Here is a 25,903-nt window from a genome sequence, read left to right as displayed (position 1 = left end):
CCACGGCGCGGTTTCCGGTAGCGTGACGTACCGTGCACTACGTCATTATGGGCTGCGGTCGGGTTGGCGCCTCGCTCGCAGCAGAACTGTCTGATCGCGGCCATTCTGTCGCCATTATCGACCAGAATCCAGCCGCGTTCTCGCGCCTGCCCGATACATTCGAAGGTCAGCAGGTGACCGGTGTCGGATTCGATAGAGAAGCGCTTGAGCAGGCGGGGATTGAGCAAGCGGCAGGGTTCGCCGCCGTCTCATCCGGCGATAATTCGAACATCATCGCCGCCCGTGTCGTTCGCGAAACCTTCGGGGTCTCCAACGTTGTCGCCCGCATTTACGACCCCCAGCGGGCGGCCATCTACGAACGGTTCGGGGTGCCGACTGTTCCGACCGTGTCGTGGACGACGGACCAAGTTCTCAGGCGAATCATTCCCCTTCCTCCGCAGGTTGAGATGCGTAGCTCGGCGGCTGATCTCGGAGTCTATTTCGTTCAGGTCGGAACTCCGTGGCTCGGCCGCTCCGTCGCAGAGATCGAGATGCACCTGCCGCTCAGAGTCGCGTTCCTCGTCCGCGGCGGGGAGGGCGTTCTCCCCCGCGACACAACCGTCATCCAGAAAGGCGATCAGGTGCGGGTCATCGCATCACCGGCCAGCATGTCCCTCATCGAGTCCGTCCTCGCCGAGGGTCCGAAGGAGCGAGACGAATGAAGGTCATCATCGCAGGTGCAGGATCCGTTGGACGGTCGATCGCCCGTGAGCTGTCCGGCATGAGTCACGACGTGACCCTCATTGACAAGGAACCGACCGCGATGCGGGTTGCCACCGTTCCCAACGTTGAATGGCAGTTGGCGGACGCGTGCGATCCAAACGCGCTTCTCGTGGCAGGAATCGACGACTGCGACATTGTTGTTGCAGCCACTGGCGACGATAAGTCGAACCTCGTAATCTCAATGCTGTCGAAACTCGTCTACGGGGTTCCCCGAGTCATCTCCAGGGTCAATAACCCACGCAACGAGTGGCTGTTCGACGAAAGCTGGGGCGTCGACGTTCCGGTATCAACTCCCAGAATTATGACGTCACTCGTCCAGGAAGCGCTGTCAGAGGGCGACCTCGTTCGCATGACCCGCTTCCATCGCTCCGGGGCCTCCATGTTCCAAACCCATCTGCCACAGTCCGCTCCGGTCGTCGGCATGACGGTCGGTGAGATCGTCCTCCCGCCCGGAGCCGTGCTCACCGCAATTGTCCGGGATGGAATTCCACTCAACGCCGAGCGTGACCTCACGATCGAGACTGGCGACCAGGTTCTCATCATCCTGTCCGATGAGGCGGAGAAAGACATCGACCTTATCGGAGAGCTCATGGGTGCCGGCTCGCACGGCGACGAGCTCTCAACATAACGTCGCCCGGGTGGCGACGGTGCCGTCAGGTTTGTCGGTCCTCATCGTCAGGACCGACAACAATCTGGGCTGAGGGCTCGCGGCACAGCATCCACGTCAACCATGCGATAAGAGCGAAAAGGAACGGGCCCATGATGACGCGGGCAACGCCAAGTGCGCCGACCTGATCGCCCGCGAGGTAGAGGGGTAGCTGGACGGCGAGCCGGGCGGCAAACAGGCCCACCCACAGCCAGGTCGCCGTGTAATAGCGGCGCCTGCGGGGCCGTTGGCTCGGATCGGTCCGCCACGTCTGCTTGTCACCACGCAGTAAAGCTACAGCGACACCGATCAAGGGCCATCGGACGATGATCGACGTCAGGAGGACCGTGAGGTAGGCGCCGTTGGTCCACAACCCGATAGCGAAGTAGTTGGCGGCCTCGCCGCTCCGCCACGCCCATACGGCTGAAATGGCGACTCCGAAGGCGCCGCCAAGCGCGGGGCTGAGATCAATGCGCTGAACAATGCGGGCGATGATCGACAGGGCAACGATGCTGATGGCCGTGATGACCGCAGGCACCGTCTCACCAGTCATGGTGAAGACGATGACGAAGAGGAGAGAGGGAAGAACAGTTTCTGTCAGGCCGCGGATCCCGCCCACAGCCTGCCAGACGGAAAAGTCCTCGGCTACAACGGCCGCAAGGCCCTTTCGATCAGCGATCTCCTCGAGACGCTCTCTGTCATCCTGCTGGTCGCTCATCGGTTTCCGCCTCCAGCCAGTAACGTGGGTTGTACATGCGCGACGGGGCTGACAATCGGCCCCGGGCAGTGATGTGGCGGCCGACCTGGAATCCTGGAAGCGACCGGCTACCGACGAAGATGAGCTCCATCGCGCCCTCACTGTTTTCGACCTGGACTTTGAACGTGGGGTGAGCGCCCACCCCCGGCAGGGTGAGTGCGTGAATTCGGCCGGTGAATTCGGCCTGTCCTCGTGTCACCGTAGTTCGGGCAACTCCGGCCCGGACGATTTGCGAGCTACAGGTTTTCCAAGCTTTTCATCGACCTGGGCCCGCGCGGAATCCGGCATCGAGAGCTCGATGATATCGCGCACGGGGTGCGGGTCGCCGCCCCGATCGACAACAACCTTCGTGAGGAAATCGTAGAGAGCCTGCCGCGCCTGCTGATCGGTGACAGCCTGCCCGGCGATCTCGGCTCGCAGCATCCAGCGCGGCCCGTCGACTCCAACAACGCGCACGTGGCGGGTCTCGTTGACCTCAGGCTTCGGAATGAGGGCCTCGACTTCAGGTCCGAAGGGACCCTCCCGGAGGCTTGCAGTGCCGCCCCCGTCCTTGATCGAGTTCACCATCTCGTCACGAACATCCGGCCAGAGGGTGTCCGACTTCGGAGCCGCGAGAACAGTGAGTGTCATCGAAGAGCCGACCATCTGGACGAGCGCGCCGATCGCGGCACGGGTCGCCCGGTTGATCGTGAACTGCACACGGACGCCAGCCTCGCGCGGCAGGTGGAGAACCCCAAGATCGAGCATCCCGTCGACCTTCGCATCGGCAATATCGAACGGTCCCTCAGTCTTCGGCTCCGTCGCTTCCTGCTCAATTGATTCCTGCGTCTCGCTGACCGATTCGGTCTTATTCTTGCGCGAGAAAAGTGCCACTGTGTCGTGCCTTTCGAAGATGAACGATACAACCCTACCAAGCAGAATCGTTTGTTGGACGGCCGCGAAGGTGGGATGCTGAGAACGTGACGGACTATTCAGAGAGACTGACGCCAAAGGGAACGGTTTTGCTTGGCGCGGGAGTGTTCGGTGCGACCGTCGGGCTCCTCGGCTTAGCGTTCTCCTTGACGGCAACCCTCATTGCGATCGCCGTTCTCGGAATCGGCATTCCGCTCGTGCTCTGGGCGCTTTCGCCAGTGGTCCGCGTGACCGAAGCGGGGGCCGGTCCCACCGGCGTCGAGCTGCGGTGCGGTAGCGCTCACATCGACCTCGCCTACCTCGGTGAAGCAAAGACGCTGTCAGAATCTGAGTTCCACGCGAGGATCGGTATCGAGGCTTCCGAGCGCGACTTTGTGTGCTTCTCCCCGTGGGTGCACACTGCCGTCGCCGTTCAGAACACCGATGAGACGGATCCCATAGCAAACTGGGTGGTCTGCAGCCGGCATCCGGAACGCTTGATCGACGCTCTTAGGAGGCGCACTCCGAGCAGATAAGCAGGCCGTCCTTCTCGTATGCGAGCTGGGAGCGGTGGTGCACGAGGAAGCATTCGGAGCAGGTGAACTCGTCAGCCTGGGCTGGCAGGACGGAGACGGTGAGCTCGACATTCGACAGGTCAGCACCCGGAAGCTCGTACGAATCCGCGGCTTCAGCCTCATCGACGTCGACCGAACCGGACTGATGGTCAGCCCGCCTTGTCTTCAGATGCTCGAGGGAATCCTCTTCGATATCTTCGTCGCGCTTGCGCGGTGCATCGTAATCAGTCGCCATTATCTACTTCCATAAAGAGAGGCCGCCGGACGATTCGGGGCGCATGTGCTATCGCCGCGATCCAGGGCATTATGCAACTGTCACCCGCCGCGCGTCAAGCGCCCCCGATACAATGGTGAACACTCCGGGTCTGATGTCGGCTTTTACACCCCCAAGCTGGCACCCTTGGAGGTGATGTCATCTAGGAGGACGCACATGCTCGAGCTCGAGTTCCTCGGGATACAGCCCGACGGAAACCACATGACGCTGAACGACTCGGAGGGCAACCGGTACTCACTGCCAATCACCGACGAGCTCCGAGCCGCCCTGCGCCGCGACCGCATGACGAACCCGACGGAAGAGCCTCGTCCGATGTCCCCGAAGGACATTCAGGCTCACTTCCGGGCTGGCCGCTCCCTCGAGGAGCTATCGGAGATGGCGACGATGCCAGCTTCGCAGCTCTCACCGTATGAATATCCGATCCTCGCCGAACGCGAATATACAGCGAATCAGGCACGCTCCTACAGGATCGGTCACGAGATCGGCTCTCTCACTGTCGATGAGCTTGTGACGTCCCGGCTGAAGTCCCGGGATGTCTCCCCCTCCGACATCGCATGGTCTGCCATTCGAAGGCCTGGCAAGCCCTGGACTCTCACGGCGACCTACACGGTCGCGGGTCGTGAGACGACAGCGGAATGGACGATCAGCCAGGAGACGAGCTCTCTCATCGCGATCAACGATGAGGCTAGGTGGCTGTCTGAGACGGAAATCCCTGTGAAGGATTCTCCTTGGCGCCCGCTCGCAGCGGCACGAGCACACGAAGAGGCGGAGGAGGACAAGAGTTCCGAAATTGTCTCCATGCTCGACACGCTCTCGGCTCGGCGGGGTACGAAGCAACCGATGGTTATCGATGACGATGACGCCTATCCGCCGGCCGCTCACCCACCAGCGTCCCGCCCCGATGAGGCGACAGACGCAACCGTGCTCTCTTTACCGCCACGTCCTGATCGTTCTGTCCGCGCAGCGGAGTCCGGTGCTGAGGACCCCTCCGAGGCCGCTTCGGTCTCCCCGGACGAGGACAGCCCACAGGATCAACCCGCGAATGAGATGCCAGCTGAAGAACACGGTGTCAGCGCGAGTAAAGAATCTGACCCGGGCGAGACGAATGTGGATGACGGCGGCGACGATGCCCTGTTCTCAGATACGGGCAAAAAACGAGCGCGGCGCAGGCGCTCTGGCGACAGACCTGCGATGCCGTCCTGGGACGAGATCGTCTTCGGCCATCCCAAGGAATAGCGGCGAGAGACCTTCAGCCGAGGGGCAGGGCGTCCTCTGAGTAGGGTGGGGCCTCAGCGGACGTGGCTGTCATCGACGCCATATGGTGCTTACGGCAGAGGACTTCGTAGCTCACGACATCGTCTGTGCCAACATCCCCGACAACGATCTGTTCGCCTTCGGTCACCATGACGCCGTTAACCGTGCGGGCGTTGTGAGTCGCGCGAGCCCCACACCAGCAGAGGGCTTCGACCTGGAGCCTCTCAACCCTGTCTGCCAGTTCGATCATCCGCGCCGATCCGGGAAAGAGGTTCGCACGGAAGTCGGTCGTGATCCCGAAGCCGAACACGTCGATGCCGATCTCGTCGACGATCCTGGCCAGCTGTTCGACCTGGTCCACGGAGTAGAACTGGACCTCGTCGCAGACGATGAAATCAACCTTCTCTCCCGCCATGCGCCGCTTCGTTATAAGTGCCCAAATGTCGGTATCCTCTTCAACCTCGATGGCGGCCGCGTCAAGCCCGAGCCGGGATGACAGTCTGCCCTCGCCCGCCCTGTCGTTGCGGGAGAAGATGAGTCCCTCGAGGCCCCGGGCCTTTCTGTTGTAGGCCAACTGAAGTGCGAGCGTCGACTTGCCGCAGTCCATCGTTCCCGAGAAAAAGACGAGCTCGCTCACGACGTCACCTCGATCAGGCAGGGCACACACATCTCCTCATCCGTGAGCGAGCCGTGGAGGCCGACCATTCTTAGCGCACCTGCGCTCATGAATCGTGAGTCGCCGATTCCGAGCCGACCGTTCGCAAAGGCGACGACGTCACCAATAGCCGAGGCGGTCTGGTCCGTCACGTCACCGAGCAAGCCCGATGATATCCACTCTGCTTTCGTGTACACGAGTGCCCGGTCCCCCAGATAGTCGCGCCAGCGGGCCGCGAGAGCGTCGGGCTCCCGGCTGTAGATTTGGGCGGCACGTTCCTCTCCGGCGACGAGGTCGACGCCCTCGGATAGTTGCGGCACCTGTGCGATGTCGATCCTCTCCTCGACGTCGATCATGCCGTGATCTGCGGTGACGACCATGAGAGTGTCGGGCGGGGCGAGGCGGGCGAGGCGCGAAAGCTCCGCATCGAGCAGTTCGAGTTCCGCCGTCCAGGCCTCCGACTGCCATCCACGATTGTGTCCGACATGGTCGAGCTCGCCCCAGTATAGGTAAACGAAATCGGTGCGCTCGAGCGCGGCGAGCGCGGCGTCGACGCGCTCGGCAAGCGACTCACCGACGACGGGTAGGCCACCCCTCCAGGCGGCGTTCGTCAGTCCCGAACCGAGGAATTTCGAGGGTTGGACAACGGCCAACTCCCGTCCATGACGATCAAGCCGCTCGCCGATCGTCGGTTGCCTCTGCCAGTCCTCGGCGCGTAAGTCTGTGTTCCAGGAGATGAGGCTAAAGGGCTCGCCGGTATTGGGGTCGCGTAACGAATATCCGGCCATAGCTGTCTGTCCAGGCGCCAGGCCGGTGCCAAGACCTGTCACGGCGGCTGCCGTTGTTGAGGGCGAGACCGTGCTGATTGGGTCCGGCCGGTGTGCCAAGCGGCGGCGAAGGAAGGGCGCGTGGCCTGACCGCGACGCGAGGTTGTCATGGCCAAGCCCGTCGACGAGGACGACGATGAAGCGGCGGGCTTCGGGAAGGTCAAGCCGGTTCATCGAACCGCGCGTGTCGAGCCCCTCGAGCTCGCAGCCGAGTGCGCCGACAGCTCCGGCGAGAACGTCCGTCAGTGTCGAGGTCATGCCGGCAATCTTAGCGGGTGATCGTGTCCACTCTCGCGCGGCGCCTGTACAGAACCCACCGCGGGTCGTGGGAGAATACCCAAATGGCACGAACCAGGAACACTCCCGCGCACGAGGCGATCGCCGAGAACATCGTCGATATCGACGTGTCGGACGAGATGAAGGGGTCATTCCTCGAGTACGCGTATTCGGTGATCTACTCGCGCGCACTGCCGGACGCGCGCGATGGACTCAAGCCCGTTCAGCGCCGCATTCTTTACCAAATGGGAGAAATGGGGTTGCGACCGGACCGCGGTCACGTCAAGTCCTCCCGCGTTGTTGGCGAAGTCATGGGCAAGCTCCACCCGCACGGTGACTCGGCGATCTACGAGGCCATGGTGCGCCTTGCCCAGCCGTTCACGCAACGCCTGCCCCTCGTCGATGGGCACGGCAACTTTGGGTCCCTTGACGACGGACCCGCCGCTTCGCGCTACACCGAAGTACGCCTGACGACTGCGGCGCTTGCCATGATCAAGGACCTCGACGAGGACACCGTCGACATGGTCCCGAATTACGACAACTCCTACCTCCAACCGGAGGTCCTTCCCGCGGCAATCCCGAGCCTTCTCGTCAACGGGACGACGGGCATCGCCGTCGGCATGGCGACGAACATGCCTCCCCACAACCTCGGCGAGGTTATCGCGGGTGCTCGCTATATGCTTGCCCACCCGGACGCGGCCCTTGACGACATCATGCGCTTTATCCCCGGGCCCGACCTTCCGGAGGGCGGCAAGATTGTCGGCCTCACGGGAGTGCGCGATGCATATGCGAACGGCCGCGGCATATTCCGCACGAGAGCCACCGCCCGGATCGAGAATGTCACGGCACGAAAGAAGGCAATCGTTGTCACCGAGTTGCCTTACCAAGTCGGCGCTGAGAAGGTCATCGAGAAGATCAAGGCCGCTGTTCAAGCGAAGAGGATCCAGGGCATCACGGCCGTCCAGAATCTGACGGACCGGCACCACGGGCTACGGCTTGTCATCGAGCTGAAGAACACGGTCAACCCTGAAGCTGTCCTTGCGAAGCTCTACAAACTCACGCCGATGGAGGACACGTTCGGCATCAACAACGTCGCTCTCGTCGATGGAAAGCCCCAGACCCTCGGACTCGTTCCACTTCTCAAAGTCTTCCTCGACCACCGGATTGACGTCACCCGGCGGCGCAGTGAGTTCCGGTTGGGCAGGGCGAAGGACCGTCTGCACCTCGTCGAGGGCCTCCTCATTGCCATCCTCGACATCGATGAGGTCATCGCCGTTATTCGAAGCTCTGACGACACGGCTGCGGCCCGCAGCCGGCTCATGACTGTGTTCGACCTGTCTGAACTCCAGGCCGATTACATTCTTGAGCTTCGGTTGCGCCGTCTAACGAAGTTTTCCAGGCTCGAGCTCGAAGCCGAGAAGGACGAACTTCTCGCGACGATCACCGACCTCGAGGAGATCCTGTCCTCAGAGGAGCGCCTCCAGCAGCTCGTGTCGAGCGAACTCGCCGACGTGGCAACACAGTTCGCAACACCCCGCCGCACGATCCTGCTCGAATCTGATGGCAGGGAGCAGACACCGATTGAGGACGTCGAGGTTAACGACGAGCCGTGCTATGTCATGCTGTCAGCCACCGGTCTCGTCGCCCGCTCAGCAGAGTCTCCACGGCGCGAGAGCAGACAGTCGCACGACGCAATATCGTCTGTCATCGCAGCCACGACTCGTTCACAGATTGGTGTCGTGACTGCGACGGGCGACGTCCACAGGCTTGAGGTTGTCGACACACCCGCCCTGCCTCCCGGGTCAGACTCCCTCGCTGGCGGTGTTCCGCTCCGAGAGCTCATGCCCGTCGGGACCGAGCCAGTTGGACTGATCTCTCTCGACGAGGACGCTGCCCCAATCGCGGTCGCCACCTCACTCGGCAGGATCAAGCGGGTGACGCCCGTCCACCCCAAGATGGAGACGTGGTCGATCATCACGCTCACCGACGGAGATACCGTTGTCGGCGTGGGACATGCGGGCGATGACACCCAGCTCGTCCTCGTCGCCTCGGACGGATATTTGCTCCGCTTCAGCGCGGGCCTCGCGCGGCCACAGGGCCGCACGGGCCAGGGGGTTGCGGGCATCAAGCTTGCCGAAAATGCAGTCGTCCGCGCCCTCGGCATTGTCCCGGAGGACCGCGTCTCAGAAGCCGAGGTCGTGACGGTCACCGGGTCGTTCGACGCACTGCCTGGCACTCAGACCGGCTCTGTCAAGGTGACACCTCTCGACCGGTTCCCGGTCAAGGGGCGTGCGACGCTCGGTGTCCGCTGTCATCGCTTTCTCCGCGGTGAAGACATGCTGGCCCTCGCCTGGGTCGGCATCGGCCCACGGGCCATTGGCACCGGCGGACAGCCGATTGACCTGCCGGACACGAACGAGAAGCGCGACGCCTCAGGAACTGCGCTGACGACCATCATCGGCGGCATCGGCTGAGGATGCTCTCCGGTCGGTGACGTTGCCTCATCGCGTCCTCCACGACCATCGTGGACATGACGCCCGACCATTGTGACCATTATCGCACTTCTGCCATAGTGGGAGCATGACTTCGATTCTGTGGGACATGGGTGGGACGCTGTTCGACACGTACCCGTACGTCGATTCGGCCTTTCAGCGCGTGACAGCCGACGGCGGGCACGAGGTCGCCGCCGACGAGATCGGCAAGCTCACCCGAGTGAGCCGTACTCATGCCATCGACGAGCTCTCGAGGCGCACAGGCATCCCGGTCGCCGCGTTCGAGGACTCCTACGAGCTCGTGAAGAAGGGCTGGGTGTCTGACCCTGCCCCACTCATGGATGGTGCTGAGGAGCTCGTTCAGGCCTGCCGTCACGGCCGAGGGAAGAACATCATTGTCACCCACCGCGACCGCGATTCGGCGGAACAGCTCGTCGCAAGCGCGAATGTCACGTTCGATGACATCATTTCGACCTCGGACGGGTATCCCCGCAAACCCGATCCTGCGATGATCATCGCGGCCCTCGAGCGCAACAGCCTCCTGCCAGAGGACTGCATTGCCATCGGCGACCGGGAGATCGACTGCGAGGCGGCGCTCGCTGCCGGAGTCACGCCCGTCCTTCTTGTGAGCGACGCCGTCACGGGCACCGAATCGGAGTACCGAACAGTCAAGCGGCTGGTTGAGCTCTTGCCGCTCTTTTCGCTCGATGTCCAAACTCCCGCGAATCCCTGGTCGGAGCGCGGCTAGCGGGTGTTGGGACGGGTCTATGCCCCGGTGGAAAACACTCTCTTCGCATAGAGCGTCGTGCTACGAATCGGTTCGTAGCCGAAATGGGTGAAGAGATCGAGCATCGGCGACTGCCCCTCCGCGTCGACGCTGATATCCATGCCGGCATACTCCATCCCCGACTCCTCATAGGAATCGGCGGCAGTGTTGAGCAGGCTCGTGGCGAGATGAAGGCCGCGATAATCGGGCAGGACGACAAGCTCCTCCGTGTAGCCTTCTGACCAACCAAACGCAGACCAGTCCTGCTCGTACCGGTGCGAGAGCAGGTAGGCTGCGAGTTTCGCTCGATCGGAGCGGCCATCGACGATGACGAATGACCACTCGGGCACGAAGAACTGGCTGTCCAAAGCATCGCTGAGACCCGACAGTGTCTCCCGATAGGTTGCGCCAACCTCGGTGTCCTTGACGTCGCTCCACGGAAGGATCCTAAAAAATGACGGCAGGTCCATCGGGGCACGCGGTTCTGACAGGGCGCGGCGAAGTTGAACATAACCGCCACTGGGCATGCGTTCAGCACGTTCGAGGAGGTCAATGAGGCTGTCGCGCCCCTCGTCAACGTGGATCTCCATCATCGCGTCCGGCTGTCCCATAGCGAGCCGCCGCGCGGCATCATCGAAGAAATCTACGACCTGGCGGCCAAGGCCGTAGCCCCGGAAATCGGGGTGGGTGCCGCCTGAACACCGTAGCGGTCCACCGTCACGCGGGACTCTCACAACGCCGTAACCGGCAAGCACCCCGTCAATGACAAGTCCGAGCGACTCGGTCTCCAGGCCGGAATCGAAATAGTCCTCGAGCTCGGAGGGCAGGGTCCGGAAGGGCGCACGGTCATGTCGCTCAATTGCTTCGACGAGTGACATGAGCTCCGGAAGCCGGTCACGGGTGAGTTCGATCCGCATCACATCTCGATCGCGTAGACGATGTCGGAAGAGCGGGCGTAGAAATCCCAGCGTTCGAGCCACGACCTCGATTTGTCGTTCATCTTCGAATCGATCGTCGTGCCCGTCAGGGTGATGTTCGCCGCGAGACAGTCGGCTAGGTGCCGTGCCATGAGAGCATCGGCGATACCCTGGCCGCGCCAGCCGCGCTCGATGGCGAGAAACTCAATCCACGACTCCGGGGCCTCACGCTGCTCGATACGTGCGAGAAGAAAACCGACGACGATCTTCTCCTCGTCGGCAACGGCGACGTGGGAGATTCGTGGGTCGACTTCGCGACAGATGCGGGAGAAATCGTCCGCCGGGATCAGGCGTCCGCCAAGGCTGAGCGATCTGCTTCGGTTAAAGACGGTGCGTACGTCTTCGCCGATCGCGGGGTCGAACGGGATGAGAGAGACACCGGCTGCAGCGAGCTTGGCTCGCGCCACGTCTTCCGCTGCTGTCACCGTCTCGGTCGTGCGCACGAGATAGTCGAGCGTCCGATTCGGGCTGAAACCGGCCGCGGCGAGGAGTCTGCGCCGCTCGGTTAGGTGGGCGACAACGCGGGACTCGATCGACACCGGTAGGTCCCGACCATCCTGGGTGATGAGCTGCCGTGCTCGGCCGTCCTGCCAGTCGATGAGAGCACGACCGATGCCGCGGCCGCGCCACAGCGGATCGACGAACGCCTCGAGTATGCACACGTGTTCCGTATCAACCCCAGCGAGAAGGACGACGCTACCGACTGCCCGTAGCTCACCGGTCGAGTCCCGCCCTCCCAGCACGTCGTATCGATGGGCGGTGGGCGCGAGCCCAAGCATGGGCGCAACAACCTCTGGGCGGCGCACGGCTGACGGCCTGTCAGCTGGACGGCACCGCAGATCGAGGCGCATGACATCATCGAAATCCTCGCCGTCCAGGAGGTGCCACGACAAGCCCAGGTGGGAACCCGGGAACTCGAGGTGATCTGGGACACGAAGACGCTGCTCAAGCGAGCCAGCGCGTGCGGTCACGCCGTTCGATTCCATGCGCGCCATTCTAGCAGTCAGGCGTCGATGCGAGCGCGATCGACCTCTTCGGAGCCCTCGACGATAAACTCCTTACGCGGAGCGACGTCGTTGCCCATAAGTAACTCGAAGACGGTCTCTGCCTCACGCAACGCCTCCTCATCCGCCATCGACACGCGCCGCAGTGTCCGATGGGCAGGGTCCATGGTCGTCTCGGCGAGCTGATCTGCGTCCATCTCCCCCAGACCCTTGTACCGCTGGATCGGCTCCTTATAGCGTCTCCCCTGCTTGTCGAGCTTCCTCAGCAGGGCGGTGAGCTCGGCCTCCGAGTACGTGTAGTGGACGTCATTTTTCGCTTTGCCGCGACCGACGACATCGACCCGGTGAAGCGGCGGAACTGCAGCGTAGACGCGACCTGCCTCGACAAATGGGCGCATGTAGCGGAAGAACAGGGTGAGCAGGAGCGTCCGGATGTGGGCGCCGTCAACGTCCGCGTCAGTCATGAGGATGACCTTGCCGTAGCGAGCAGCCTCGACATCAAAGGTGCGTCCCGAACCTGCCCCAACGACCTGGATGATCGAGGAAACCTCCTGGTTTTTCAGGATGTCGGCAGGTGAAGCCTTCTGGACGTTGAGTATTTTGCCACGAATCGGCAGGAGTGCCTGGAACTCCGAATTCCGCGCGAGCTTCGCGGTACCAAGAGCTGAATCGCCCTCGACAATAAAAAGCTCAGTGTTTGCGACATCTTCGGAGCGGCAGTCGGACAGCTTCGCCGGCATCGTCGACGTCTCGAGGGCGTTCTTCCGCCTCGAGATCTCCTTGTGCATCCGTGCCGTGACCCGCGCCCTCATCTCGGCGACGATCTTCTCGAGTAGGCGGCCCGTCTCGTCACGCTGGGCGCGCTTTGTCGATCCGAGTATCTCGATGAGCGCATCGCCGACGACGCGGTTGACGATGCCGCGCACCGGTCCGGTGCCGAGAATTTCCTTCGTCTGACCCTCGAACTGTGGCTCCGGGAGAGACACCGTGACAACGGCCGTCAAGCCGGCCATGATGTCTTCTTTTTCGATCTTCGGATCCTTGGCCGTGATCTTGAGCCGCCGAGCATTCGACTCGATCAGCTTCCGCAACGCACGCGTCAGGCCCGCCTCAAAGCCCTGGAGATGGGTGCCACCAACGGGGGTGGCAATGATGTTGACGAACGACCGAACGGTCGTGTCATAGCCCTGACCCCAGGCGAGCGCCACGTCGACGCGACATGTCCGTTCTGTCTCGACAGGAACAAGGTGACCCGTTTTCTTGTCGAGCGTTTGGACCATCTCCGTGAAGGTACCGGTCCCGACGATGTGGTACGTCTTCGTGATCGCCGCATCGGACGCCAGGTCGTCAACGAAGTCGACAACGCCGCCGTCATGTCTAAACGTTTCCTCGGTCGCTTCACCCGCCCGCTCGTCACGAATGATCATCGTGAGGCCGGGCACGAGGAAGGTCGTCTGCTTCGCGCGGTCAATAATGGCGTCAAGCGCCATCGCCGTTGTCGCGGGGAAGATCTGGGAGTCGGGCCAGAACCTCACCCTCGTGCCCGTCTTCTTTTTCGCGATCTTGCCCTTGACCTCGAGGAAGGAGTTTGTCACGAAGGGGGTGAAAGGATTGTCCGGTGCCGGGGTCTTGCCGTCCTTGTACTGGCCGGGCTCGCCCCTGCGGAATGTCATCCGATGAATCTTGCCATCGCGGTCAACCTCGACGTCGAGGCGGTGCGAGAGAGCATTGACAACAGATGCACCGACCCCGTGAAGGCCGCCAGATGCTGCGTAGCTGCCACCGCCGAACTTGCCGCCCGCATGAAGCTTTGTGTAGACAACCTCGACACCTGACAGTCCCACGCCCGGAACCTCGTCGACGGGGATTCCACGGCCATTGTCCTCGACGAGAACCGAGCCATCGGATAAGAGGGTGACGGCTATGCGGTCGGCGTGACCATCGAGCGCCTCGTCGACGGCGTTATCGATGATCTCCCACAGGCAGTGGAGGAGACCTCTCGAGTCTGTCGAGCCGATGTACATGCCGGGTCGCTTCCGGACCGCCTCAAGACCCTCAAGGACGGACAGATGACGCGCGGTATATTCAGACACTGTTCGATAGTAGGCGAGAGCACGGCGAATACCGGCAATCACCCCGCCAATGTGAAAAAGTACGGACCGATCTCAGATCGGTCCGTACTCGTCAGTCGTTCGGGCGAAGCTCAGCTCGCGCTCTCCTCGGTAAGACGGTGGCGCTCATCATGAATGTGCTTCGCGGTCGGAGCCAACTTCTCGAGGTGCCGATTCGCATGGTGCCCGCAGAAGAGCAGGGAGCCCGATTCGAGCTCAACCCTGACGTACGCCCTGGCACCGCACGCGTCGCAACGATCGCTGGCGGTCAGCTGTGCTGGTTCTACTGCTGTTGTACTCACATCATCATACAACCACAGTTCTTCCGGATTTAATCCCTTCGTCCACGCCCGTTCGCTTGGGGCCAACTTTATGCCCCAGCCATGGCATAGGTTATTACCGGTTCCGCAGCCTGGTACTGACCGGGTTGCGGACTCACAGGTTGACGACGTCATGGGAGAGAATCAGCACGTGGAATTTGCGGTGATAGATGTCGAAACGACCGGGCTCGCAGCCTGGAAGAATCGCGTCATCGACATCGGCATCGTTATTCTCCGGAGCGACGGAAGCCGCAAAGCGAACTGGTCAACTCTCATCAACCCCGGCAGGCCGGTCGGGTCGACCCTCATCCACGGCATTACTGATGCCGATGTGGCGGACGCTCCGGCGTTCTCCGATGCTCTTCCCACCATCGTCCAGCATCTCGCGGGCCGGATCATCGTCGGCCACAACGTTTCCTTCGATCTCGAGTTTTTGAACGCGGAGTTTAAACGCTCCCTCTACCCCGTTGTCATTCCGCGGGATGCTGCCGTGTGCACGATGGACCAGTCGCGCATCTACCTGCCGGAGGGCCGCCACTCGCTTGGAGCGTGCCTTGACCGAGCTGGCATCGACATGCCCGTCCGACACCGCGGACTCGACGACGCGGGTTGTTCCGCGGCACTGCTCAGCACCTATCTCACAGCCGAGGCGGATGGGCGCCGCACCTCTCATGAGGCGAGTGACCGCAGTGGCCACACGGTCCTGCCAGCAGAATGGGAACGCGCCGCTGGCGCGGCGCGTTCGATGACGTGGCTGGAGATCGCAGATCTCAGCGGACTCTAGTCGAGGTAGTCCCGCAGAACCTGAGAACGGGACGGATGCCGGAGCTTTGACATCGTCTTCGACTCGATCTGACGGATCCTCTCGCGGGTCACACCATACTTCTTACCGATCTCATCGAGTGTCTTCGGCTGGCCATCGTTGATGCCGAACCGCATCGTGATGACGCCAGCCTCACGCTCAGACAGAGTGTCGAGCACCTGATGGATCTGTTCCTGCAGAAGGATGTGCGCGACACGATCAGTCGGGACAACCGCCTCGGAATCCTCGATAAGGTCGCCAAACTCCGAGTCCCCATCTTCGCCAAGCGGGGTGTGGAGAGATATCGGTTCACGACCATATTTCTGGACCTCGATCACCTTCTCCTCGGTCATATCGAGTTCCTTGGCGAGTTGCTCTGTCGACGGCTCGTGGCCAAGATCCTGGAGCATCTGCCGCTGGACGCGGGCGAGCTTGTTGATGACCTCGACCATGTGGACGGGAATCCTGATCGTGCGGGCCTGGTCCGCCATTGCACGCGTGATCGCCTGACGGATCCACCACGTTGCGTACGTCGAGAACTTGAAGCCCTTCGTATAGTCGAATTTCTCCACGGCACGGACGAGACCAAGGTTGCCTTCCTGAATGAGATCGAGGAAGAGCATTCCGCGTCCGGTATAGCGTTTTGCGAGCGACACAACGAGCCGGAGGTTGGCCTCCAGAAGGTGGTTCTTGGCAAGCTGCCCGTCACGAACCATCCACTTAAGTCGACGCTCGTATGCCTTGTCCTTAATCTTCTCCCGGTCCTCCGTGAGAATGTAATTCGCGTAAAGTCCGACCTCGATCCGGCGCGCCAGCTCGACCTCTTCTTCGGCAGTGAGAAGCGCAACCTTGCCGATCTGTTTGAGGTAATCCTTGACGGGGTCCGCAGTCGCACCGGCAACGTGGATCCGCTGGGCGGGTTCGTCACCAGCATCGGAGTCCTTGACGACAAACTGCCCCGGACGCTCTTCTGCGTGCCGCATACGGCGGGCGGTCGGAGCATCCTCCTTTGCGTCCTCCTCGACCTCTTCGTCCTCATCCTCGTCGACTTCGACGTCGTCCTCGTCTTCGTCGAGATCGACCTCAACATCCTCGGCGACGACCTCTTCGTCGACGATTTCCGGGGTCGCAGCCGAGTCGAGCTCTTCGGCAGTCTCCGCGGTCGGCTGGACCACGTCGTCACCCGTCGGCTTGACGCGCGACGTCTTGGCGGCAGGCTTCGCCGCCGGAGCCTTCTTCGCTGGTGCAGAGGAGTCCGACTTCGCCTTCACAGCCGCGGGCTTGGCGGCGGTGCTCTTCGTGGCGGTCTTCTTCGCCGTTGTCTTTGCCGCAGGCTTCGCCGCGGTGCTCTTCGCAGAAGAGGTCTTAGCCGCGGGCTTGGCCGCCGTGCTCTTCGAAGCAGTCTTCGCGGCGGCGCTAGCCGCGGTAGTGTTTTTCGCCGCTGTGCTCTTGGCGGTCGTCTTCTTAGCCGTCGTGCTCTTCTTGGCACGGCCTGTTTTGACATCCTCCTTTACGTCGGTGGACGGGGTGGTCGAGGTTGTCGCTTCAGACACTGATTACCTTCCAGAATTCGCTCGCGGTCCTCGGACAGAGACGGACCTGTACAGAGATAACGCCCACGGGGCATGATTTGTTCCCATACCGAGGCGATCCGGTATGGGAACAGTCATGTTTCTCGCTTGCTGTGGCTACTGCTCGCGGTAGCTCTCGATAGGAGGGCAGGCGCACACGAGATTTCGGTCTCCGTAAGGGCCGTCGATCCGACGCACTGGCGGCCAATACTTCCCCGCGGTAGCTGCGGACAGTCTCGCGGGATTGGTGAGAACCTCGTCGGTTAGCGCAGGGTAGACCGCCGTCGCTCGTGAGTACGGGTGCGACCATTCTCCAACGAGCGCCGATGCTGCCGTGTGTGGCGCGTTGACGAGTGGATTGTCGTCGGGCGGCCAGACACCTTCGTAGACGCTTCGAGCCTCGTCGTGAATCTGCAGCAGCGCGTCGCACAGACGGTCAATTTCGCCGAGATCCTCCGACTCGGTCGGCTCGATCATGAGAGTTCCGGCGACCGGGAACGACATCGTCGGGGCATGAAAGCCGTAGTCGATCAGGCGCTTCGCGACATCGTCAACACTGATGCCGGTCTCCTCACGAAGCGGACGAAGGTCGATGATGCACTCGTGGCCCACAAGTCCGCCTGGCCCGCGATAGAGAACGGGCAGAACTTTGTCGACTCGCGTGGCAATGTAGTTCGCGGCGAGTACCGCAGACTGTGTCGCCATGCGAAGCCCCTCCCCTCCCATGAGGAGAATGTAGGCGAACGAGATGGGGAGGATCCCTGCAGAGCCGTAGGGTGCCTGAGAGACCGCCCCGGCGCCTGGGAATTTCGCCGCGGCACTGCCAGTCGTGTGATTGTCGGTCAATGGGTGGGAGGGCAGGAAAGGAGCGAGGTGCGATCTCGCCGCCACCGGGCCAACACCTGGTCCGCCGCCCCCGTGCGGGATTGCGAAGGTCTTGTGAAGGTTGAGATGGGAGACGTCCCCGCCGAACTCACCCGGCCGAGCGACGCCGACAAGGGCGTTGAGGTTTGCTCCATCGATGTAGACCTGACCACCGGCGGCATGGACGCGGGAGCACACGTCGCCCACCGAGTCCTCATAAATGCCGTGAGTCGACGGATAGGTAATCATGATCGCCCCGAGCACATCGCGATGCTCCGCGATCTTCGCCTCCAGATCACCCATGTCAATCGAGCCGTCCGCTGCGGTACCGACAACGACAACACGGAAGCCTGCGAGAACTGCTGATGCGGCGTTCGTGCCATGGGCCGAGGCCGGAATGAGACACACAGTCCGCTTCTTGTCCCCTCGGGACACGTGATACCCGCGTATGGCGAGGAGGCCAGCAAGTTCGCCCTGAGACCCTGCATTTGGTTGGAGGCTGACCGCGTCGTAACCCGTCACGGCAGCCAGCCACGCCTCGAGTTCCTCGATAAGTTCGAGGTACCCGAGCCGGTCCATTGCAGGTGCGAATGGATGGATAGAGGCGAACCCGTGCCATGTGATCGGTGTCATTTCGATCGCCGAGTTCAATTTCATTGTGCAGGAGCCGAGGGGGATCATGCCGCGGTCCAGCGCGTAGTCCTTGTCCGCCAGCGACTTGAGATAGCGCATAAGGAGAGTCTCGGTGCGGTAGCGGTGGAAGGTCGGATGGGTAAGGTACTCATCCTTCCGCTCGAGGGAGGCAGGATAGCCGGCGTCGATCCCTGTCTTGTCCGCCTCCGTCCCGCTTCCCTCAAGGGCCCTCACGATTCGGTCAACAACGTCGGCCGACGTTCTCTCGTCGCACGACAGCCGAATCGTCGACTCGTCGACTTTCCAGCCGGTGATATTCTCCGTCAGTAGGTGCCTGAGCGCCCGATCGGCTCCTCCCGGGATCTCCAGCTCGATCGTGTCGAAGAATGATGTCGACGTCACGGGCACGCCGATTTGGGACAGTCTCTCAGCAAGGCTGACAGCGTGGTTGTGAATGCGTTGGGCGATGCGGTGAAGCCCATCGGGACCGTGATAGACCGCGTATGTCGACGCCATGACTGCGAGCAACACCTGGGCCGTACAAATGTTGGAGGTCGCCTTCTCACGGCGGATGTGCTGTTCTCTCGTCTGCAGCGCGAGTCGGTAGGCGACGGCGCCGTCGGCGTCTTTCGACACACCGACGAGCCTGCCGGGCAGCTGCCTCTTGTGAGCGTCTTTGACTGCGAGATAGCCGGCGTGCGGTCCGCCGCCCGCCATCGGCACGCCAAAGCGCTGTGTCGTCCCCGCGACGATGTCGGCGCCCCAGCTGCCAGGACTGGCGAGCAAAGCGAGCGCCATGAGATCCGCGGCGACGATGACAAGGGCACCGGCCTCGCGGGCTCTGCCGGTGATTGTCTCGAGCTCGTGAAGCTCTGGCAGGTGACCCGATGCAGCGGGGTATTGAAGAATGATGGCGGCGACGTCGCTATCGATCTGTCGGAAGTCCGATTCAACAAGCTCGATGTCGAGCGCGTCGGCGCGGGTGTCGACGACAGCTCGTGTCGCATCGAACACGTCCTCGCTCATAAGAACCTTGTTGCGGGCCTTCTTGACCCGGCGAGCAAGTAGCATCGCTTCCGCCACGGCGGTCGCTTCGTCGAGCATCGATGAGTTGGCGATATCCATCCCCGTGAGGTCGGTGACCATGGTCTGGAAATTGACGAGCGCCTCGAGCCTGCCCTGGCTAATCTCGGGCTGATACGGCGTGTACGCCGTGTACCAGGAAGGGTTTTCCAGGACGTTGCGGCGAATCGCGGCCGGGGTGACCGTGTCGTAATAGCCCTGGCCAATCATCGAAGTTCGGACTGTGTTCTTGTCGGCCAACGTAGCTAGCCGTTCGAGCACCTCCTGCTCGGAGCGTGCGGCGGGGAGTCCTTCGATTGACTCTCGCGTGAGGCTCGCAGGGAGGGCGGCCTCCATAAGTTCGTCGAGGCTCTTCACTCCGACGCGCTCGAGCATCGCTGCACGATCCTCGCCCCACGCGCCAATGTGACGAGGGAGGAAACTCGTCATTGCTGATCCGCCAGGAACGCTTCGTAGGCGGATCCATCCATGAGCCCGTCGGTGACCGCCGTGGTGTCGATCTCATAGAGCCAGCCCTCACCGTGCGGATCATCGGTCACGAGTTTGGGATCGTCGATCACAGCCTCGTTGACAGCGACCACGGTTCCGGAGGCGGGTGCCACAAGGTCAGAGACCGACTTAACTGACTCGATCTCTCCACAGGCGACCCCGGCTGTGACAGTGGAACCCACCTCGGGAAGCTCGACGTAGACGGCCTCATCAAGGGACGTCGCGGCGAAACTCGTAATGCCGACACGAGCCGGCGTCCCCTCCATCAGCCATTCATGGTCCGGGCTGTATGTGCGGTCATTTGGGTACACAGATGCACCTTTCATCGTTGTTCTCAGTTCCAGAAGCGTGGCGTCCGGATGGTCTCAGTGGCTGGCCTTATAAAAGGGTAGCGGCACAATTGTCATGGTCTGACTCTTTCCGCGAACGTCGACGGACACCTCGGTCCCCTCGTCCAAACCGACAGTGAGGATCGCGAGCGCGATCGGATGACCGAGCGTAGGCGAGAGGATGCCGGACGTAATGGAGCCGAGCGACTCTCCGTCGAGACTGACGGCGGATCCCGCGCGAGCTGCGCGCCGACCTTCTCCTGCAAGACCGTACAGCGTGGTGGAGGGCTCGTGAGCCCGCAACGCCTCAGCGCCGACGAAATCGTGGTCGAGTTTGACGACCCGGCCCTGACCGGTTTCCGCCGGGGTGCTGTCCTCCGTGAGTTCATGGCCGTACAGGGGCATGCCAGCTTCAAGGCGGAGCGTGTCGCGCGAGGACAGTCCGCACGGAACCATGCCGTGCGGCTCCCCGGCCTCTGAGAGGCGTTCCCAGAGGGAGATCGCGTCGTTCGCGTCGGCCATGATCTCGTATCCTCGCTCACCGGTGTAGCCGGTTCGGGCGACATGGACTGGCGTGCCGCCGATGGTGAAGCGGGCGTGGCGGTAGTAACCGAGCGAGTCGAACTCTTCACGATGCTCAGGGTCGATGACCGAGCCAACCACCTCGCGGCTGGCCGGTCCCTGAACCGCGATAAGGCACCTAGCTGTCGTGTTGTCCTGGATCGCGGCTCTCGCACTGACCTGCGCTGACCTCTTCGTCAGCTCATCGCCGACACGCAACCGGTTAGCTCCGTTCGCGATCACGAGATAGTCGATCTCGTCGGTGCGATAGACGATGAGATCGTCAATGATTCCACCGCGCTCGTTGACCATGAGTGAGTAGCGAGCCCGGCCGACTGGCATCGTTGACACCACTCCGACCAGCGCATAGTCGAGCAGGCTTCCTGCATCCGGACCTTCAACCCTGATCTGGCCCATGTGCGACAGGTCGAAAATGCCGGCCCGCTCGCGCACCGCGGTGTGCTCTTCGCGATCGGACGAGTAGCGCAGGGGCATAGCCCACCCAGCGAAGTCGGTCATTGTCGCGCGGAGTCGCTCGTGTACCGGGAGCAGTGCAGTCTCGTTCAGAGTCATGCGGCCATTATTCCCCTCTTCGTGCTTCGGTGCGATAAGAACATGGAAGTGGACCGGTCTTCGGACTGGCGAGGTGGGCCGTCAAAGCTGTGCCAGGAATGTGCCCTACCTCATCCAGTGGGGAACGATTCCGCGCAGGAGGGCAGTCCACACAAGCGCCGATAGGCGGCTCCGCTGCCGTGTCGACCGTGCTCGGTAGTACAGGTGCGTCGCGAGCCGGGGATATCCTGCCCACCACGACAGGTAAGACGCGCAGGCAAGGGCGTGGACGGTGTCCGGCTCCCCTACCCTGTCGGCCAGTACATCGTAGGCCGCGTTGATTCGGGCAGGCGCAGGAGCTGTCTTCGGAGGTACGAAGCGCTCGCCGGGCGCGAGCCGATCCCGGCCCTCCTCTCCGATTGCCCAGACGATGACGGCGTCGCGCACGGACCCAGCCTGAAGCGACAGGGCGGTCGGTCGGAAAGGTGCGGGTGCGCCGTAAAGGCGGGCATTGAGAGCTTCGAGCCACTCACCGCTCGCCTCGTCTGCGAGTGCGGGATCAAAGTGGCCGGCGAACCGTCCCGCAGCGCCAGCGAAGGCCGAGATAAGCGCGTCGAGTTGATCGTTCGGCATGGGGTCGGTTTCGGGTTCGTCGAGCCAGCCGTGCTGGCTGTAGATCCGGAACCTCACACCGCCTCTCGCGATGACGGTGTCCCACGCTCCGCTGCCGTGGCGAAGGTTCTCACCGAGCCTGTCGATCATGTGTGCTGCCGCGGTGACGTCCTCATCCCCCTCGGGGAACATGAGTGCGATGGCGGTGCCGGGCTCGGCCGCGTCGACTGCGGACGGGTCAATACGGTCGAGCGGGTGGACAGAGACATCGGCGATTCCATCCGAATCGGCTCGGACGATAACCGTCCTTCCGTCAGGTGTGTAGTCGGTTGCCTCCATCGCGGCGTGCGCGAGCGTGGAGAGTGGGATGATGCTGTGCTGTGCGGTGCTCATAGCACTGAATACAACACCTCCCACCATCCAAGAATGGCCCGCGGAACGTGTCCTGTGGACGGCGCGATGGCCGTGTTGCTCTGGGCAATGCCGATACAGTGGAACCATGTACGACTCGCTCACGCGCCGCATCTCCGACGCAACTCTCGACGCACTCAACTCCTACGGATTCCCCGGGGAAGATCCCGAACTCCTGTCGACCTTCATCGATCCGACGAGGTCGCTCCTGGCTGGCGGCAAGCGAGTCCGCGGCATCCTGTCCGTCGCCGGGGCGATGTGTGCGAGCGGGGCCGAGCCACGTACCGACGCGATCGAGGTTGCGGCCGCGATCGAACTCTTCCAAGGCGCAGCACTCGTCCACGACGACATCATGGATGACTCTCCGACCCGCCGAGGCCAACCTGCCGTCCACGTCCAGTTCGCGAACGATTTCGAATCCTCAGATCTCGTCGGTGACGCCGGACGCTACGGTCGTGACGCCGGGATTTGCTCCGGCGATTTCCTTCTCGCGCTCGCGGGCTCGCACATGGCGGTGCATGCGTCCGCCTCCGCTAATCGGCGCTTCCACGCCATGTGTGCAGAGGTGGCCTACGGTCAGTTCCTCGACATCAGGGCCGAGAACATCGACCTTCTCGCCCTCTTGGACAGCCCGGACCCCGCGGCCGCACTTCTACGCGCGCGCGACAACGCATTTACGGTCCTCAGGCACAAGTCAGCGCACTATTCTGTACGCGATCCGCTCCTCATCGGCGCTGATGCCGCGGGGGCGAGCGCCGAGCTCCTCGACCTTCTCACTCGAATCGGGTCACCGTTGGGAGAAGCATTCCAGCTTCGAGATGACGCTCTCGGCGTCGCTGGCGACCCGTCCCAGACTGGCAAGCCGACAGGTGGGGACCTGCGTGAGGGAAAGCGGACCGTCCTCATTCTTACCGCCCTGGCGCGGCTCGCAGGCACCGACGAGGCGCGGTGGATCGCCGAGTCGCTCGGGCAGGATCTGACAGAGGAGGAGTCCCGCGCCATCACCGCCGCCACAGTCGAGTGCGGGGCGTGGGCCGAGCACGAGGCTCTCATCTCTCAGCGCGAAACGGAGGCGGAGGCCGCATGGGCGGACCTTCCCGCCGGTCCCGGGCGGGACGCGCTCGGAGAGCTCATGACGAGGCTTACCGGCCGCACCCACTGAAGCTACCCCGAGTGTCGGGGCGTTGCTACGTGATGACGTCCGGCGCTCAGGCCTCGACGTCTGTCAGAATGCGAGCCCGGACGCGATTCTGCGCACGGCTCTGTGCTTTCCGGAGCGTAGCGCTGCCATTGGCGTTTCACCGAGTTCGGGTTCCTCTCGGTGTAGCCACTCGTGCGCTTCGTCATCGCTGAATCCGGCATCGGCCAACAGAATGAGAGTGCCGCGGAGATTTCCGAGCACCTGCCACGTCCCGTCACTTTCGACGAGTTGGTCGCGCGTGATGACGAGCGGACCCTCGGGGCGCGTGGCGAGAAGCCTCCGGTCTGAAATGAGGGTACGGACGTCGCGGAGTCGGATGCCGAGAGCCTCGGCGACCTCGGGAAGGGACATCTGGTCAGGAAGTGGAGAAAGCTCAACAGGATAGTAGATGCAATTCGCCAATTCCGGTAGCAACACGCCGCAGATCACGGTAGTGTCACATCTGAAACAACTGTCACAGCTTTATCACGTTGCGCAACATCCACATCACGCACGCTGATGGCACTCACCATGCTTCGGAGGATCCATGACGTATTCGCGACGCTCAATTGGCGTCACAGTGGCCGCTACTGCGGCCCTCGGAGCCCTCGCTCCTCATCCGGCCACAGCGGCAGAGCTGCCCGCAGTACCCGCCCTCAAGCTGCCATCGGCTTCCTACCAAGTGACCACAGGCGACTCCGTTTGGGTCATTGCCCAGCGCTTCGGGGTTTCGGTCAGTTCAATCATTGAGGCCAACGGGCTCGGTAGCGCAGCCACGGTGTATCCCGGTCAGAGGCTCGAGATCCCGACGACAAGGGTGCCGGCAGTTCCTGCCTCGCCTACGGATGCGGCTGGCACCTACACCGTCAAGAGGGGTGACACTCTGTCGGGCATTGCTCTGCGTAACGGAACAACGGTCGCGGCGATTGTCGCCGCGAACGGCTTGCGGGACGCCAACGTCATCTACCCGGGCCAGAAGCTCACTCTGCGAGATTCTGCTATGTCTCCCGTTCCCGCACCGAGGCCAGCCGCCCCAGCCCCGAAACCCGCCACCCCAGCACCGGCTACGGCGACGGCCGCAACCGGGACCTACACAGTCCAGCGCGGAGACACCCTCTCCGGCATCGCCGCACGCAACGGCACAACCGTCACCGCACTTGTCGCCGCCAACGGCCTACGCAACGCTAACGTCATCTACCCCGGACAGGTGCTCACCCTCGGCGGCACCTCCGCACCCGCACCAAAGCCAGCCGCCCCGGCCCCGAAACCCGCCACCCCAGCACCGGCTGCGCCGACGGCCGCAACCGGGACCTACACAGTCCAGCGCGGAGACACCCTCTCCGGCATCGCCGCACGCAACGGCACAACCGTCGCCGCACTTGTCTCGGCCAACGGCCTACGCAACGCTAACGTCATCTACCCCGGACAGGTGCTCACCCTCGGCGGCACCTCCGCACCCGCACCGAAGCCAGCCGCTCCGGCCCCGAAACCCGCCACTCCGGCTCCGACTGCGTCGACGAGGACGCACACGGTCGTGCGCGGAGATACGCTGTCGGGCATTGCCGCGAAGTACGGAACGACGGTGTCGGCAATCATGTCGGCATCGGCGCTGTCCTCGACGGTTATCTACCCCGGTCAGGTTCTCACTGTCGCCGGAACGGCCGCGCCGGCGCCAGCCCCGAGCGGTCAGCAGAATCTCGTTCCCAACACGTTCCTCCACTACACGTATCCCGACGCGACCGTTCGCTCGGCTAACGAGAACAAGGCGTATCTCAACTCGATCGCAGTCCCCTCGCGAACCGAAACCCAGGCAATGGTTCGTCAGATCGCCATCCAGTACGGCGTCGACCCCGCGCTGGCACAGGCGCACGCATTCCGCGAGTCCGGCTTCGATGCTCGGGCGGTCTCCCCCGCGAACGCAATCGGGACAATGCAGGTCATCCCCTCCTCGGGAAAGTGGGCGTCGGATCTCATCGGCCGCGACCTCAACTTGCTCAATCCGAGGGACAACATCATTGCGGGCGTTGTCATCATCCGCCAGTTGCAGCGGAGTGCCTCGTCCCTCGATGAGGGCATCGCCGCCTACTACCAGGGACTCGGCGGAGTCCGAAGGAACGGAATGTACCCCGACACGGTTCAGTACGTTCAGCGAGTCAAAGCATCAATGGCCCAGTTCCGCTGATGAGCTTCGCTCCCCAGCACCGCTTCACGTGGGTGCTGGGGAGCATC

General features: G+C 62.7%; 25 protein-coding genes. 9 read left to right on the top strand and 16 right to left on the bottom strand.

The genetic code is table 11. The features are described 5' to 3' along the window. Window positions 1-32: 32 nt before the first annotated feature. Both H7E91_RS02170 and H7E91_RS02165 read left to right on the top strand, forming a co-directional pair. Complete coding sequence (locus tag H7E91_RS02170; RefSeq protein ID WP_182353439.1) at window positions 33-701, top strand: NAD-binding protein; 669 nt, start codon at window positions 33-35, stop codon at window positions 699-701. Then, window positions 698-1,390: a potassium channel family protein gene (locus tag H7E91_RS02165; protein WP_182353438.1), complete on the top strand. Its 693-nt coding sequence runs from the start codon at window positions 698-700 to the stop codon at window positions 1,388-1,390. Before H7E91_RS02170 ends, H7E91_RS02165 begins: the two co-directional genes overlap by 4 nt. Window positions 1,391-1,415: 25 nt before the next feature. Here H7E91_RS02165 and H7E91_RS02160 read toward each other — a convergent pair whose 3' ends face one another. Genes H7E91_RS02160 through H7E91_RS02150 form a run of 3 tightly spaced genes read right to left on the bottom strand, consistent with a single transcriptional unit; the run spans window position 1,416 to window position 3,038 of the window. Continuing rightward, the gene (locus H7E91_RS02160) at window positions 1,416-2,126 is read right to left on the bottom strand and encodes a DUF3159 domain-containing protein (RefSeq protein ID WP_182353437.1); all 711 of its coding nucleotides are present in this window, start codon (window positions 2,124-2,126) and stop codon (window positions 1,416-1,418) included. Then, on the bottom strand, window positions 2,107-2,364 hold the full coding sequence (locus tag H7E91_RS02155) for an OB-fold nucleic acid binding domain-containing protein (protein WP_182353436.1): 258 nt from the start codon (window positions 2,362-2,364) through the stop codon (window positions 2,107-2,109). The genes H7E91_RS02160 and H7E91_RS02155 overlap by 20 nt, the downstream gene beginning before the upstream one ends. After that, on the bottom strand, window positions 2,361-3,038 hold the full coding sequence (locus H7E91_RS02150; protein WP_182353435.1) for a DUF3710 domain-containing protein: 678 nt from the start codon (window positions 3,036-3,038) through the stop codon (window positions 2,361-2,363). Before H7E91_RS02150 ends, H7E91_RS02155 begins: the two co-directional genes overlap by 4 nt. A gap of 86 nt (window positions 3,039-3,124) precedes the next feature. Between H7E91_RS02150 and H7E91_RS02145 the strand changes: the two genes are divergently transcribed. Then, complete coding sequence (locus tag H7E91_RS02145; RefSeq protein ID WP_182353434.1) at window positions 3,125-3,592, top strand: DUF3093 family protein; 468 nt, start codon at window positions 3,125-3,127, stop codon at window positions 3,590-3,592. Here the strand turns inward: H7E91_RS02145 and H7E91_RS02140 are convergent. Further along, window positions 3,567-3,866, bottom strand: a complete 300-nt coding sequence (locus tag H7E91_RS02140) for a DUF4193 domain-containing protein (protein ID WP_182353433.1) — start codon at window positions 3,864-3,866, stop codon at window positions 3,567-3,569. The genes H7E91_RS02145 and H7E91_RS02140 overlap by 26 nt on opposite strands. Before the next feature lie 195 nt (window positions 3,867-4,061). Between H7E91_RS02140 and sepH the strand changes: the two genes are divergently transcribed. Next, window positions 4,062-5,141: a septation protein SepH gene (gene sepH / locus H7E91_RS02135; RefSeq protein ID WP_182353432.1), complete on the top strand. Its 1,080-nt coding sequence runs from the start codon at window positions 4,062-4,064 to the stop codon at window positions 5,139-5,141. 13 nt (window positions 5,142-5,154) lie between these two features. On the opposite strand, the gene H7E91_RS02130 is transcribed toward sepH, so the two are convergent. Further along, window positions 5,155-5,796: a thymidine kinase gene (locus H7E91_RS02130; protein WP_182353431.1), complete on the bottom strand. Its 642-nt coding sequence runs from the start codon at window positions 5,794-5,796 to the stop codon at window positions 5,155-5,157. Continuing rightward, window positions 5,793-6,899 carry an alkaline phosphatase family protein gene (locus tag H7E91_RS02125; protein ID WP_182353430.1) on the bottom strand — a complete coding sequence of 369 codons (1,107 nt, stop codon included), beginning with the start codon at window positions 6,897-6,899 and terminating at the stop codon, window positions 5,793-5,795. The genes H7E91_RS02130 and H7E91_RS02125 overlap by 4 nt, the downstream gene beginning before the upstream one ends. Before the next feature lie 83 nt (window positions 6,900-6,982). On the opposite strand from H7E91_RS02125, the gene H7E91_RS02120 reads away from it, so the two are divergent. Then, on the top strand, window positions 6,983-9,391 hold the full coding sequence (locus tag H7E91_RS02120) for a DNA gyrase/topoisomerase IV subunit A (RefSeq protein WP_182353429.1): 2,409 nt from the start codon (window positions 6,983-6,985) through the stop codon (window positions 9,389-9,391). A gap of 106 nt (window positions 9,392-9,497) precedes the next feature. Beyond that, window positions 9,498-10,157 carry an HAD-IA family hydrolase gene (locus H7E91_RS02115; RefSeq protein ID WP_182353428.1) on the top strand — a complete coding sequence of 220 codons (660 nt, stop codon included), beginning with the start codon at window positions 9,498-9,500 and terminating at the stop codon, window positions 10,155-10,157. Window positions 10,158-10,174: 17 nt separating this feature from the next. Here the strand turns inward: H7E91_RS02115 and H7E91_RS02110 are convergent, their stop codons facing one another. The 4 genes from H7E91_RS02110 to H7E91_RS12195 all read right to left on the bottom strand — a co-directional run bounded on the left by H7E91_RS02110 (window position 10,175) and on the right by H7E91_RS12195 (window position 14,722). Beyond that, window positions 10,175-11,092 (bottom strand): GNAT family N-acetyltransferase, encoded by a 918-nt coding sequence (locus H7E91_RS02110; protein ID WP_182353427.1) that lies wholly within the window; start codon window positions 11,090-11,092, stop codon window positions 10,175-10,177. Beyond that, window positions 11,092-12,138, bottom strand: coding sequence for a GNAT family N-acetyltransferase (locus H7E91_RS02105; protein ID WP_182353426.1), 1,047 nt, complete (start codon window positions 12,136-12,138; stop codon window positions 11,092-11,094). The genes H7E91_RS02110 and H7E91_RS02105 overlap by 1 nt, the downstream gene beginning before the upstream one ends. Window positions 12,139-12,155: 17 nt before the next feature. Next, window positions 12,156-14,249 carry a DNA gyrase subunit B gene (locus H7E91_RS02100; RefSeq protein ID WP_182353425.1) on the bottom strand — a complete coding sequence of 698 codons (2,094 nt, stop codon included), beginning with the start codon at window positions 14,247-14,249 and terminating at the stop codon, window positions 12,156-12,158. A gap of 110 nt (window positions 14,250-14,359) precedes the next feature. Further along, window positions 14,360-14,722, bottom strand: a complete 363-nt coding sequence (locus tag H7E91_RS12195; RefSeq protein ID WP_422111027.1) for a DUF7455 domain-containing protein — start codon at window positions 14,720-14,722, stop codon at window positions 14,360-14,362. Between the two features lie 16 nt (window positions 14,723-14,738). Between H7E91_RS12195 and H7E91_RS02090 the strand changes: the two genes are divergently transcribed. After that, window positions 14,739-15,371, top strand: a complete 633-nt coding sequence (locus H7E91_RS02090) for an exonuclease domain-containing protein (RefSeq protein WP_182353423.1) — start codon at window positions 14,739-14,741, stop codon at window positions 15,369-15,371. Here H7E91_RS02090 and H7E91_RS02085 read toward each other — a convergent pair. The 5 genes from H7E91_RS02085 to H7E91_RS02065 all read right to left on the bottom strand — a co-directional run bounded on the left by H7E91_RS02085 (window position 15,368) and on the right by H7E91_RS02065 (window position 22,476). Next, window positions 15,368-16,942 carry an RNA polymerase sigma factor gene (locus tag H7E91_RS02085; RefSeq protein ID WP_182353422.1) on the bottom strand — a complete coding sequence of 525 codons (1,575 nt, stop codon included), beginning with the start codon at window positions 16,940-16,942 and terminating at the stop codon, window positions 15,368-15,370. The two genes, H7E91_RS02090 and H7E91_RS02085, sit on opposite strands and share 4 nt — an antisense overlap. A 135-nt stretch (window positions 16,943-17,077) precedes the next feature. Then, window positions 17,078-19,969, bottom strand: coding sequence for an aminomethyl-transferring glycine dehydrogenase (gcvP, locus tag H7E91_RS02080; protein WP_182353421.1), 2,892 nt, complete (start codon window positions 19,967-19,969; stop codon window positions 17,078-17,080). Beyond that, window positions 19,966-20,355, bottom strand: coding sequence for a glycine cleavage system protein GcvH (gene gcvH, locus H7E91_RS02075; protein WP_182353420.1), 390 nt, complete (start codon window positions 20,353-20,355; stop codon window positions 19,966-19,968). The genes gcvP and gcvH overlap by 4 nt, the downstream gene beginning before the upstream one ends. A 39-nt stretch (window positions 20,356-20,394) precedes the next feature. Then, window positions 20,395-21,492, bottom strand: coding sequence for a glycine cleavage system aminomethyltransferase GcvT (gene gcvT / locus H7E91_RS02070; protein ID WP_182353419.1), 1,098 nt, complete (start codon window positions 21,490-21,492; stop codon window positions 20,395-20,397). A 105-nt stretch (window positions 21,493-21,597) separates the two neighbouring features. Next, window positions 21,598-22,476, bottom strand: coding sequence for a hypothetical protein (locus tag H7E91_RS02065; RefSeq protein WP_182353418.1), 879 nt, complete (start codon window positions 22,474-22,476; stop codon window positions 21,598-21,600). Between the two features lie 106 nt (window positions 22,477-22,582). On the opposite strand from H7E91_RS02065, the gene H7E91_RS02060 reads away from it, so the two are divergent. Next, entirely contained in the window at window positions 22,583-23,656 is a 1,074-nt protein-coding gene (locus tag H7E91_RS02060; RefSeq protein WP_182353417.1) for a polyprenyl synthetase family protein, read from the top strand. Window positions 23,657-23,719: 63 nt separating this feature from the next. Here the strand turns inward: H7E91_RS02060 and H7E91_RS02055 are convergent, their stop codons facing one another. Continuing rightward, window positions 23,720-24,046, bottom strand: a complete 327-nt coding sequence (locus tag H7E91_RS02055; RefSeq protein ID WP_182353416.1) for an Rv2175c family DNA-binding protein — start codon at window positions 24,044-24,046, stop codon at window positions 23,720-23,722. Window positions 24,047-24,221: 175 nt separating this feature from the next. Here H7E91_RS02055 and H7E91_RS02050 point away from each other — a divergent pair, with 175 nt between their 5' ends. After that, window positions 24,222-25,856, top strand: a complete 1,635-nt coding sequence (locus H7E91_RS02050) for a LysM peptidoglycan-binding domain-containing protein (protein ID WP_182353415.1) — start codon at window positions 24,222-24,224, stop codon at window positions 25,854-25,856. Window positions 25,857-25,903 lie beyond the last annotated feature (47 nt).

The sequence above is a fragment of the Flaviflexus huanghaiensis genome (assembly GCF_014118685.1).
Taxonomy (GTDB): domain Bacteria; phylum Actinomycetota; class Actinomycetes; order Actinomycetales; family Actinomycetaceae; genus Flaviflexus; species Flaviflexus huanghaiensis.
The sequence above is the reverse complement of the archived record's forward strand: the minus strand, read 5'-3'. Positions and strand labels throughout refer to the sequence as shown.